A 12208-nucleotide genomic window follows, 5' to 3' on the forward strand; every position below is an offset into this window, starting at 1 on the left:
CCCTTTAATCTTCACGTAATCTGCCCACTCAATATCCTTTTTCATGACCATTTTTCCATAAATAATATGCACCGCGATTATCTTGGTCATCCCTACAAAGGTTAAGATAAACTGCTGGGATTGAAAGAATTCACCATATCGGGCTGCACTTTAGACGGAATAACGCGTCGGTTGAAGAAAGTATGAACGCTATTGCTGAATATGTCCTTCCTCATTTTCATGTAAAAATGGATAAAAAATGTATTTACAAGTAAGGCACAAGTTAATTGCTGACACCTAGCCAACATTGCTGCATCTAAGCGTTGAAAAGATAAGCACATTACGACTTGAAAAAACACACACTATTGCGCAGCAATCCGCTATCGACTACTCTCTAAAGGCTTCAGCATTTTTGCTTCCTTATGACTTTTTCATTTAAAGCAGATTTAACCTGATAAACAACGCATTAAGGATATCTTTCATGATGAAAAACGTATTAAAAGTCGGCATTATCAGTTCAATGTTAATTCTGGGTATGGGTCACGCAACCGCTGGGGTTTATAGCTCTAGCCAGGTAATCGAAAGCCAGCAATATCAGTTTAACAAGCAGCAAGTGTTATCATTTGTAAATAACGCCGATGTGCAAAGCAAACTCGTTGAGTTAGGCGTTAGCCCTGCGGACGCGGAAAAACGCATTGCGAACATGACCAGCGAGGAATTAGCTGCGTTAAACGCACAGTTGAATGACATGCCAGCAGGCGGTGTTATTGGTACCGTAATAACGGTATTAGTGGTTGTCGCGGTTTTAGATTTAATGGGCTTAACCGACGTATATCCGTTTATTCGCCCTATCGGCCGATAAATGTCGGTGCGTAAACTTCTACAAACCAGCCCTTGGGCTGGTTTTATTTTGACCGTATTGTTACTGTCGGCCTGTCAAACGCCACCACAAACGCAACAATTACTGCGCGAACCACCTAACATCACTTTTTCTCATCTGATCGCGCAAGTGCCCTTTTTTCCACAACAACAATTTTACTGTGGCCCAACCACCTTAGCGGAAGTGGCCAATTTTCATGGGGTTGAGGCGTCACCGGATACTATCGCGGCCCATACCTTTACCCCGGGTCTTGAAGGTACCTTGCAAATTGAAATGGCCGCAGCCACTCGGCAGCTTGGGCTGGTTGCTTATCAGCAACATGGCAGCATGCAGCAATTATTGCAGCTACTGGCGGAAGATATTCCGGTTATCGTGTTACAAAACAATTCTGTAGCTTGGTTGCCACAGTGGCATTATGCCGTAGCAATTGGTTACGATTTGAGTAAGGCAGAAATCATTTTACATAGCGGCGTTACCGCAGAGCATCGCTTAAACTTCGCCACTTTTGAGCGCACTTGGCAACGCGGTAAATACTGGATGCTGGCCATGTTACCTAGCCACATCACCAGTCCGCACTTAGACCCTTTTATTTACAGCAAAGCTTGCCATGATTTACTGAACACGCAACAAGCTGCAGCCGGTGTAGCTGCACTAATTAGTGCCACACAGCAATGGCCTGATTACTGGCTACCTTATTTTTTATTAGGGAATCATTATTTTAATAGCCAACCCAACTACGCGGCACAATGGTTTGCCAAAGGCTTACCTTATGCCAAAAATGAAGTGAGTTATTTAAACAACTACGCGATGTTATCAAGTGAGCTAGGCTGCCAGCGTAAAGCTATCGCCCTTATCAATATGGCACTGCAGTTAGCACCACAAGACGCTAACTTGCTCGATAGTCAGCAGCAAATTTTATCTGCCGATTTAAGTCAGGAAAATCTTGCGGCATGTTTAGTTGATTTGAAGTAGCACATAGTTAACGTTGCAAAACTGAACACCGCGCTGTCAACCACGCAAGCAGGGATGTTTGAAATGTTCAAGAAAACCGTCTTTTTACTCACGTTTATGTTGTTGGGCTGTAGCCAAACATTAATTAAACAGACAGAAAAGAACACTGATACAAACAACTATGTGGGGCCGCCGAAAATTCAGGTGCTCAACCTAGGCAGCTTTCACTTTGGTCAAAGTAGTGATGCCCATACCGTGGAATTTGATGAGCAAGATGCGGCGAACCAACAAGAAGTCAGAGCCATTGCACAGCTGATTGCGCGGTTTAAACCCACCATTATTTGTTTAGAGTTTTTACCCGAGCAGACAGAGCAGATCAATCAGGCTTATCAAGCGTTCTTAGCTGATCCCTCTGAGTTAGATACCCGCTATGGTGAACTGAGTATGCTGGGTTTTGACGTGGCCAGATTAAGTGGCATCAGCAAGCTGTATGGTATCGATTATCATCTAGGCTATAACTACAGCCTAGGCGATTTTATTGAACAAAGCGACGAGCTCGAAAACGCTATAGACCGCAGCACCTACTTACAACTTACACATCAGCCGCTAAAGCATTACCCGCAATTAGCAAAACGCTATGCGCAGTTTGATAGCTTAAGCTTGCAGCAAAAGCTAATACTGACCAACGAACCACTGATGCTGGATTACTCTTTGAATACCAATGCAGACAAGTTGTTTTATGTTGGTATTGGCGAGGGTTTTGAAGGGGCAGAGCAAGCCGCACAGTTTTATCTGCGCAATATGAAAATTTATTCCAACCTTAACCGGATCCCACTGCGCAACAATGACCGCGTGCTGATTTTAATGGGCAGCGCACATACAGCAATGCTACGTGAGTTTATACAACGTAGCCCTAAATTTCAGATGGTCGATACACATCACTATCTTAAGCCTTAATATAATAATTAAATGCTTAAGCTCACAGCAGCAGTTGCAACTGCCTGATGATGCGCTCAACCTAACATACCTAAACAGCCGTTTACGCTGCTGTTTAGGTATGTTAGGTTGTGCAATGGTAAGTGATAACCAGACAACTAAATTCATCATGATCCAGCTAATTCACTTTACTTAAAGTTATCTCGTTATTCCGCAACTTCAACTGATCTGATCTTGTCTGTTACTCCATACCCTATATGGTAAATCGAATCCTGTTAATCTCTCGAGGTCTTATGAACATTTTCCCGATGCTTGCACTCGCCACTGCGCTGGGTGTTGCGCCCGCAATAGCGGCTAGCACCACTCCATTTCAAGCTGAAGATATTTTTAAACTGGCGGCGGCGAATGATGTACAAATCTCGCCTGATGGCAAATACATTGTTTATGTGCGCCAACAGAACAACATTATGACGGATCGTACCGAGAGTAACCTATGGTTAATCGAGGTCGAAAGCGGCAAGCACTCGCCGCTCTTTGCCGATAAGTTCAGTTACAGCCAACCACGCTGGGCCCCTGACAGTAAACGTATTGCCTTTGTCTCGGATCGTGATGGCAGCAGCCAAATCTACGTGCACTGGCTAGCAGAACAAAAAACCGCAGCCATTAGCCAACTGCAAGTGCGTCCCTCGCAACTGAGTTGGTCTCCTGATGGTAAGCACATTGCATTTATGGCTGAAGTGAGCGCCCCCACTACCGATTTTGCGAAAAGTGTTTATCAACCGAAAAAACCGGCTGGAGCGAATTGGTCTCAAACCCCCATCGTGGTAGAACGCACTTATTATCAGGCCGATGGCCGAGGTGTGATGCGCTCTGCGTATAACCAGTTATTTGTGTTACCCAGTGAAGGCGGTGTAGAGCAGCAACTCACTGAAGGCCCTTATGCGCATCGCGGGCCAGTTGTTTGGACCAAAGATAACAATAACCTGATTTTCTCGGCTAACCGTAATGCCGACTGGGAATATCAAAGTAACCAAGGCGATCTGTATAAAGTTAGCATTAACAATCAGCAACTGACTCAATTAACCCGCCTTGATGGTGCAGAAAGCGAACCCGCTTTATCACCCGACGGTAAAACCTTGGCCTTTACCTTTAGCAGCCCGGCTGCCGTTTCTTACAGCAACACTAAACTTAAATTGTTAGCGTTAGATTCAGGTAAATTCAGCGATCTTGCTGCCAACTTGGATCGCAGTGTTGAAAGCCCTAACTGGGTCGACAACAGCACTTTAGTGTTTCAATATGCTGATCAAGGGAAAACTAAAGTAGCACAAATTAATACCCGTGATCGCATGACCGACTTGGTTAACGATCTTGGCGGTACCTCATTAGGTCGGCCTTATTTAAGCGGCATGTTCAGTGTGGCCAACGACGGCACCTTGGCTTACACCCAAGGCACTAGCCAGCGTCCAGCCGATGTAGCGGTTTACTCGAAAAATAAAAGCCGCACCCTTACGGCTTTAAATAGCGGCTTATTGCAGCAACGCCAGTTGGGTAAAGTAGAGGAAATTCGTTATACCTCAACTGCGGGTAATGAAGAAATCCAGGGCTGGTATATTACCCCGCCGAATTTTGACCCAAACAAAAAATATCCGCTGTTAGTCGAAATTCATGGTGGCCCACACCTAGCCTATGGCCCGCAGTTCGCCGCTGAATTACAGCGCTATGCAGCTGAAGGTTATGTGGTGTTTTATAACAATTATCGCGGCAGTACCGGTTACGGCGAACGTTTTGCCATGCTATTGCACTATAACTACTCGTCTGAGTTTGATTATCAAGATCATATGTCAGGCGTTGACGCGATGATTGCCAAAGGCTTTATCGATGAAAACAATCTGTACATCGCTGGCGGCTCAGCCGGCGGTATTGCCACGGCTTATGCCGTGGGGTTAACCGATCGTTTTAACGCAGCCGCCGCTACGAACCCGGTGGTGAACTGGACGACTAAGGTACTGACTGCTGATAGCTATATTGGGCAAATTCAGAACCAATTTCCTGGGGTGCCTTGGGAACATCAAGCCCATTATTGGCAGCGTTCACCGTTATCTTTAGTCGGCAATGTGAAAACGCCGGTACTGCTGTTTACCGGTGAGAAAGACCGCCGCACGCCCATTTCCGAAACAGAGCAGTATTATCAAGCATTAAAGCTGCGTCAAGTGGATACTGCGATGGTGCGGGTACCTGATGCTTATCATGGTGTGACTAATCGGCCATCTTGGATGATTGCGAAAGTAGAGCATGCGCTAGCCTGGTTTAAGCGTTATCAAAAAGCGCCAGCGCAGTAAGTCCACGTTCATTCGCGCTAAAACGAAAACCGGCACCTAAGCTCATCACTTAAGAGCCGGTTTTTTTTATCATAAGAGCGTCTATCTCACTCTCGGCTAAAGCGCTTTGTAACTGAAAAAGCCGTTAACTGAGCAACGATTTATCCATCTCCCGTTTAAAGCCCACCAAGGTACAAATACTTTAAATCGGTATAATCATCCAGCCCGTATTTTGATCCTTCACGCCCATATCCTGACTGCTTGATGCCGCCAAAAGGTGCCGCAGCATTAGAGATAATGCCTTCGTTAATACCCAGCATGCCAAATTGTAAGGCATCGGCCACACGAAACACTTGCGCTAAATCTTGGCTGTAAAAATAACCCGCCAAGCCATATTCAGTAGCATTGGCAAGTTGTATCGCTTGCGCCTCGCTGTTAAAACTACTGATGGCCACGACCGGGCCAAAGATCTCTTGTTGTGCTATTTCCATATCAGCACGCACATCGGTTAATACTGTGGCAGGGTAAAATAAACTATCCGCGGCTTGGCGCTGACCGCCACAATGTAAGACAGCACCTGCTGCCAAGGCTTTTTCAACCAGTTGCTCTACTTTTTGGATGGCTTTTTCATCAATTAAGGGGCCAATTTGCGTGCCTTCTTGCTCGCCAGCAGCCATTTTTAGTGACTTTACTTTGGGTAATAGCATCGCTAAAAAGTCTGGTAACACGCTTTCTTCAACTAAAATACGATTGGCGCACACACAGGTTTGGCCGGCATTACGAAACTTCGCCGCCAGCAGGCCTGTTACCGCTTGCTCTAAGTCGGCTTTGGCAAATACAATAAAAGGCGCATTGCCACCAAGCTCCATGCTCACCCGTTTTACTCCAGTCGCGCATTGTTGTAGCAATTTTTTACCAACGGCAGTTGAGCCGGTAAAGCTGAATTTATTCACCTTGGGATGTTGCGTAAGCACCTCACCCATGCCCTGGGCATCAGTGCCAACCAACACATTGAAGATACCTGATGGCACACCGGCTTGTTGCGCTAATTCGGCACAAGCTAAGGCAGATAAGGGGGTTTGCTGGGCTACCTTGACCACAAAACTACAGCCGGCCGCTAAGGCGGCAGCGGCTTTGCGCATCATCATGGCATTGGGAAAATTCCAAGGAGTGATCGCGGTCACAACGCCCACTGGCTGCCGCTGTACTAAAATACGTTTATCTGAGGCTGGTGCAGGAATGAGGTCGCCGTAAAGTCGTTTCGCTTCTTCGGCAAACCATTGCAGGTAAGAAGCACCATATTCGATTTCCGCCGCCGCTTCAGTTAGCGGTTTGCCTTGTTCTAAAGTCAGAAGCAGGGCTAAATCAGCTTTATGCTGCAACAACAACTGCTGCCAGCGCAATAATACTGAGGCTCGCTGTTGAGCCGGTTGGGCAGCCCAGGCGGCTTGGGCCGCTGCCGCAGCGACTACCGCAACCTCTGCCATGTCGGCATTAGCGCCTTGCACGTCCAGCAGCACCTGTTGTGTTGCAGGGTTTGTCACGGCAAAACTATCAGGGCCGGCTTGCCATTGGCCATTAATAAAGGAACAGGTTTTAAGTAAACTCGCATCTACGTTAGTCAGCATCGCATCGGTCTCCTTGTATCGCGACTAACCAGCCTAGACGTTCAGCCCACAGGAAACAACCCTAACGTTTATATTGTGTTGGACAATACGCCCGACTAACGGCGGGATCACGTAACTGTAAATGTTTCGTTTTACGGCCCGTTACTCGCGCTCGCCATAGCCGAAAACTTCCGGCTTTGAGTGTTTTGCGCATTAATTTAATCACCGCACTTTCATTTAAGCCATACAGCCCTTCAATCGCCTCAAACGGTGTACGATCTTCCCAAGCCATTTCGACAATACGAGAGACATCTTCTTCAGATAAGGTCTGCATCGTTACTCCTTAAGCGCATACTGCTGATACAAGGCTAATTCGGCAAACTGCAGCGCTTTGCTATGACAAGCCGATAGCTTTAATAAAGGCGCAACCCCGGCCTGCTCGGCTTCTAACCAACGCATGGCACAAAGACACCAAAAATCGCCCGGTTGTAAGCCAGGAAAATGCCACTCGGGCCGGGGCGTAGTCAAATCATTGCCCTGACTTAAGGTAAAATCTAAAAACTCCCTGCTGATTTGACCACACAGCACATGACTGCCGCTATCTTGTGCGGTTGTTTTGCAAAAACCATCACGAAAATAGCCGGTCATTGGTGAGTAGCAACACGCTTCTAGCGCACCGCCAAGAATATTTTTATCCATATCATCTGCTTTTTGACACTGTTAAGCTTGTTAAACGTATAGAATCCCCGAGTCGATTAATCATCTGCAAAATATTTAAACAGGAGTGGTTATGCGTTTTTTCTGGATCTGCCTATTTTTGCTAACCGGTTGCACCGCCGTGCCTGATGGCGTAACGCCGGTGCAACCTTTTGAGCTAGAGCGCTATCTTGGTACCTGGCATGAAATTGCCCGGTTAGATCATTCTTTTGAGCGAGGCTTAACCCAAGTTACCGCAGAATATCAACGGCGTGATGATGGTGGTGTGAGTGTTATTAACCGTGGCTACGATGCTAAAAAACAACGCTGGAACACCGCCAATGGCAAAGCTTACTTTGTGGAAGCCGCTGATGTTGGCCGCTTAAAAGTGTCGTTTTTTGGGCCTTTTTATGGCGGCTATAATATCGCCATGTTAGATGCCGATTATCAAATTGCCTTGGTAATAGGCCCTAATACGGATTACGCTTGGCTACTGGCACGCCAACCGCAATTAACGGCGGCAGAATGTGCGCCTTTCTTAAAAGAAGCCGAACGGATCGGGGTGGCGACTGACAATTTGATTTGGATTGGCAGCTGCAAATAGTGCGCTGGCCCAAGAAAAAGCCGCAGTAATGGCTCACTGCGGCTTGCTTAGTGACTTAAGCTGCGGTCTTTTCCGGGATACGTTCTAGTACCGCTAACAGCAATTGCCAATACTGGCCGACCGTTTCGATATTCACCATTTCGTCAGGGCCATGCGGATAACGAATGGTTGGGCCAATCGATACCATATCCATCTCAGGATAAGGCTTTTTAAATAAACCACATTCTAAACCCGCATGGATCACCATTATCACTGGCTCTTTATTGTAGATGTCTTCGTAAGTGGCTTTAACGATAGCCATTACCGGTGAATCAGGATCCGGCTTCCAACCTGGATAAGCACCGTTAAATTTGATCGAGACACCGGCTAATGCCGCCAAACTGGTCAATATCGACTCAACATGCTCACGGCCCGAATCGATCAGTGAGCGAATTAAACACACCACCTGTACACTGTCGCCATCGGTGGTGATCACACCTAAGTTTAACGAGGTTTCAACCACACCCGCCACGTCATCACTCATCCGCATCACGCCATTCGGACAAGCATGTAATAAGTTTAATAGCGTTTGTTCACACTGTGGCGCCATGACTTGTGAGGGTAAAATGGTTTCCGCCACAGCAAAGCGGATCGCTGGCTCAATAGCCGCTAACTCTTGCTGTAATAACGCTTCAAAGGCTGCAACTTTTTCAGCTAACAAGGCTTGATTCGCCGCAGGCAAGGTCACCGTAACACCGGCTTCACGCGGAATGGCATTTCGTAAAGAGCCGCCGACTATTTCACTGATCCGCAAACCTAATTCAGCGGCCGACATCACTAAAAAGCGCGCTAATAGTTTGGCGGCATTACCGCGACCTAAGTGAATATTCACGCCCGAGTGGCCGCCCTTTAAACCGGTTAAACTTAACCGACATGCTTGATGTCCTGCAGGGATAGGTTGCCATTGCATCGGCACACTAAATTCGGCGTCTACACCACCGGCGCAGCCCATGTAAATTTCACCTTCTTGCTCTGAGTCGGTATTAATTAAAATCTCGGCTTCTAGCACACCGGGTTGCAAAGCAAAAGCGCCCGTCATGCCCGCTTCTTCATCTACCGTTAGTAACACTTCTAATGGGCCGTGTTTAATGTCATCACTGCCTAAGATAGCTAACGCCGATGCCATACCGATACCGTTGTCTGAGCCCAGCGTGGTGCCACGTGCCGTGACCCATTCACCATCAACGTAGGCATCAATAGGATCTTTTGTAAAATCATGCACTTTATCGGCATTTTTCTGTGGCACCATATCAAGGTGCGCTTGAATAACCACGGCTTTACGGTTTTCCATGCCCGCAGTGGCGGTTTTTTTAATAATTAAGTTGCCAACCTGATCTTTATGCACGGCTAAGCCTTTATCGCGCGCCCAGGCTTGAATATGCCGGCTAAGTGCTTGTTCATGTTTTGAAGGATGAGGAATAGCACAAATTTGCGCAAACCATTGCCATAAGGGTTGTGGATATAAGCTAGATAAAGCAGTCACAAAGGCTCCTGAAAATCGAAGAAAACGACAGGCTTTGCGCGAATATGCAGGCAAAGCCAAATTGACGTCAGTTTAACATAAGCCAACATCAGAGTTGAGTTTCTGCCGCAGCGCACACACCGGCGCAGGCTAAAGAGATCGCAGAGCTGTAAAGGTAGGCTGCCAGTTATAGCGTAATGAGTTAACTTATCGGCAAAGTGCTTTCGCCCATATAAAACCGCGAAATGACGAAAGGCGGCGAATTTACATTAACAACCTCACCAATATGCTTTAGTCTTAGATGCATTACCTGATCTTATCTGCAGACAACAAGGTTTCATTATGAAGTTAAGCACCCTGCTCAGCACGGTTTTTGTCGCCACACTCAGTTTTACCAGCCAGGCGAATAATACCGCCGCAACTAGCCATAGTTTGACCCTCGCAGAGGCTAACAAGCTAGTGACATTACCGCTGCATTGTGTCGAAACACCCTATCCGTATAAAACAGGTACTGTATTAGGCAGTGCTGCCGACTTACAAGAACCGTCGGTGGTGCACCCGATATTTTATGGCTGTTTTGATTGGCACAGTGCGGTGCACGGCTATTGGTCGATGGTGACCTTACTGAAACAGTTTCCTGAATTGGCGCAAGCTGACGAAGTAAAAACGATTTTAAAACGCAATCTCACCGTTGAAAAAGTAGCACAAGAAGTTGCGTTTTTTAGCAAAGATATCAATGCATCGTTTGAAAGGACGTACGGTTGGGCCTGGTTGTTAAAGCTCTCCGCAGAGCTACACAGTTGGCCCGATCCGCTTGGCCAACAATTGGCTAAAAATTTACAACCACTGGCCGATGTGATTGTTAGCCGCTACGAAAACTTCTTACCGCGCTTGGTTTATCCGGTGCGAGTGGGTGAACATACTAATACCGCCTTTGGTTTAAGCTTTGCTTACGATTATGCGCTTACCCTGCAGCATACCGCGTTACAACAGCTGATCAGTGAGCGTGCCAAAAGCTATTATTTAGACGATGCCAACTGCCCCATCACCTGGGAGCCCAGTGGTTACGACTTTTTATCGCCTTGCTTAGAAGAAATTGGCCTAATGCAGCGCATTTTACCTGCCGGTCAGTTTTTACGCTGGGTAAACCGCTTTATGCCGCAATTAGCCGATAAAAACTATAAACTGGCCGTTGGCCAAGTTAGCGATCGCAGCGATGGTAAACTGGTGCATTTAGATGGTTTAAACTTCAGTCGCGCTTGGAATTTATCGGTGCTGGCCAAACAATACCCACGCTATGCCCATTTACAAGCCATTGCCGATCAGCATGTTGCGCACTCCTATCCTAACCTGATTGGCGACAGTTACGAAGGTGGTCATTGGTTAGGTAGTTTTGCCATTCATGCGTTAAATAGTGCTAAGCCATAAAAGGATTTTCATGAACATTTTTGTAAAAAGCCTATTGAAAGGCTTGGTGATCATTTTACCCTTAGTGATCACCATTGAGATCTTACGCTGGCTGCTGCATACCATCGAAAGCAGTTTAGCCCCGCTGTTTAAAATGGTTCTGCCGGGTGAATGGTATTTTCCGGGTTTAGCCATCGTCGGCTTCCTATTAGTCTGTGTTGCAGTGGGTTTTAGCTCACGTTGGCGCAGCCTCAACTGGCTTTGGCAATTACCTGGCAAAACGCTGATGAAGTTGCCCGGTACCAAACAAATTTACGGCATGCTGCAAGATATTATTGATGTGATGTCGGGTAAAAATTTTAAAGATGGATCGGTGGTACTGGTTAAGCTGCCCTCATCCGAGATTGAGATGATTGGTATTGTCACCAAACAAGGCGGCCAAGCCGATGACCGCATGTCGAGCTTAATGCAAGAAGAGCAATTAGCCGTCTTTTTACCGATGGCTTACAACGTGGGCGGTTATACCATTATTGTACCGCGCAGCTGTACCCGCACAATTGATATGAAACCCGCAGAAGCACTACAACTGGTGTTAAGCGGGGGTATTGGCAGTGCCAAAGCATCGCCTAAGCCCGATTAAACGTTAATCGACTAGCATCCACAGCGCCACGCCGAACATCAGGCTGGCGCCAATGCGATTGAGATACTGCACCCGATTAGACCGTGTTAGAAACAATGCCAAGGCTTTACCGCCACTGGCATACAGCAGCATAGATAAAAACTCTAGCAACAAAATAATACTGATCAAAATAGCCAGTTGCGGCCAAAACGACAGCGAACTGTCGATAAACGGCGGTAATAACGCCATATGAAATGCCCAGCCTTTCGGATTGGACACTGCGGTGATAAACCCCTGACTAAACAAGGCGCGGCGCGATAACAATTGCGGTACGGCGCCAGAACTGGGTAAAGCTAACTTGCCTTTAGCCCGCCACATTTGGATACCCACATAGCACAAATAAGCCGCGCCCAGCAGTTTGAAACATTGAAATAACGCCGGAAATTGCAACATGAGCGCGGCGACGCCTAGCACGGCCAATACCGCCACCAGCCCCACGCCTAACATTTCACCCCACATCATCCAAAAGGTGCGGCGCACGCCTTGGCTCATACCCAGCGTCATTGCCAGCGTCATACACATACCCGGTGTTACCGACACAAACAAAAACGTCGGAATAAACGCACCCAGCAAAGCTAAATTAACCATAGTGACCTCATCGCAGTAGGCGGCTATTTTGGCGATTAGTTGTGCACTCAGCAAGTGACTTT

12 protein-coding genes are annotated in these 12208 nt (G+C 47.0%); 7 read left to right on the forward strand and 5 right to left on the reverse strand.

Going from position 1 to position 12208, the window contains the following annotated elements; translation table 11 throughout:
- Positions 1-463 precede the first annotated feature (463 nt).
- The 4 genes from ORJ01_RS09640 to ORJ01_RS09655 all read left to right on the forward strand — a co-directional run bounded on the left by ORJ01_RS09640 (position 464) and on the right by ORJ01_RS09655 (position 5085).
- Entirely contained in the window at positions 464-841 is a 378-nt protein-coding gene (locus tag ORJ01_RS09640) for a PA2779 family protein (protein ID WP_306177960.1), read from the forward strand.
- A complete protein-coding gene (locus ORJ01_RS09645) occupies positions 842-1831 on the forward strand; it encodes a PA2778 family cysteine peptidase (RefSeq protein WP_306177834.1) in 990 nt (329 codons plus the stop codon).
- Positions 1832-1894: 63 nt separating this feature from the next.
- The gene (locus ORJ01_RS09650) at positions 1895-2767 is read left to right on the forward strand and encodes a DUF5694 domain-containing protein (protein ID WP_306177835.1); all 873 of its coding nucleotides are present in this window, start codon (positions 1895-1897) and stop codon (positions 2765-2767) included.
- A gap of 272 nt (positions 2768-3039) precedes the next feature.
- Positions 3040-5085 (forward strand): S9 family peptidase, encoded by a 2046-nt coding sequence (locus tag ORJ01_RS09655; protein ID WP_306177836.1) that lies wholly within the window; start codon positions 3040-3042, stop codon positions 5083-5085.
- Between the two features lie 155 nt (positions 5086-5240).
- Here ORJ01_RS09655 and ORJ01_RS09660 read toward each other — a convergent pair whose 3' ends face one another.
- The 3 genes from ORJ01_RS09660 to ORJ01_RS09670 form a co-directional block, all read right to left on the reverse strand.
- A complete protein-coding gene (locus ORJ01_RS09660; RefSeq protein ID WP_306177837.1) occupies positions 5241-6692 on the reverse strand; it encodes an NAD-dependent succinate-semialdehyde dehydrogenase in 1452 nt (483 codons plus the stop codon).
- Between the two features lie 61 nt (positions 6693-6753).
- On the reverse strand, positions 6754-7005 hold the full coding sequence (locus ORJ01_RS09665; protein ID WP_226751701.1) for a TIGR03643 family protein: 252 nt from the start codon (positions 7003-7005) through the stop codon (positions 6754-6756).
- 2 nt (positions 7006-7007) lie between these two features.
- Positions 7008-7370, reverse strand: coding sequence for a DUF2237 family protein (locus tag ORJ01_RS09670; protein ID WP_226751700.1), 363 nt, complete (start codon positions 7368-7370; stop codon positions 7008-7010).
- Positions 7371-7461: 91 nt separating this feature from the next.
- On the opposite strand from ORJ01_RS09670, the gene ORJ01_RS09675 reads away from it, so the two are divergent.
- Positions 7462-7971, forward strand: coding sequence for a lipocalin family protein (locus ORJ01_RS09675; protein ID WP_306177838.1), 510 nt, complete (start codon positions 7462-7464; stop codon positions 7969-7971).
- Positions 7972-8026: 55 nt separating this feature from the next.
- Here ORJ01_RS09675 and ORJ01_RS09680 read toward each other — a convergent pair whose 3' ends face one another.
- Positions 8027-9493, reverse strand: coding sequence for an aminoacyl-histidine dipeptidase (locus tag ORJ01_RS09680; protein ID WP_306177839.1), 1467 nt, complete (start codon positions 9491-9493; stop codon positions 8027-8029).
- A gap of 321 nt (positions 9494-9814) precedes the next feature.
- On the opposite strand from ORJ01_RS09680, the gene ORJ01_RS09685 reads away from it, so the two are divergent.
- On the forward strand, positions 9815-10900 hold the full coding sequence (locus tag ORJ01_RS09685) for a DUF2891 domain-containing protein (RefSeq protein WP_306177840.1): 1086 nt from the start codon (positions 9815-9817) through the stop codon (positions 10898-10900).
- Between the two features lie 10 nt (positions 10901-10910).
- Complete coding sequence (locus ORJ01_RS09690) at positions 10911-11519, forward strand: DUF502 domain-containing protein (RefSeq protein ID WP_306177841.1); 609 nt, start codon at positions 10911-10913, stop codon at positions 11517-11519.
- Positions 11520-11522: 3 nt separating this feature from the next.
- On the opposite strand, the gene ORJ01_RS09695 is transcribed toward ORJ01_RS09690, so the two are convergent.
- Positions 11523-12146 (reverse strand): LysE family translocator, encoded by a 624-nt coding sequence (locus tag ORJ01_RS09695; RefSeq protein WP_306177842.1) that lies wholly within the window; start codon positions 12144-12146, stop codon positions 11523-11525.
- Positions 12147-12208: the final 62 nt, after the last annotated feature.

Source organism: Alishewanella sp. SMS8, assembly GCF_030737935.1.
GTDB lineage: Bacteria > Pseudomonadota > Gammaproteobacteria > Enterobacterales > Alteromonadaceae > Alishewanella > Alishewanella maricola.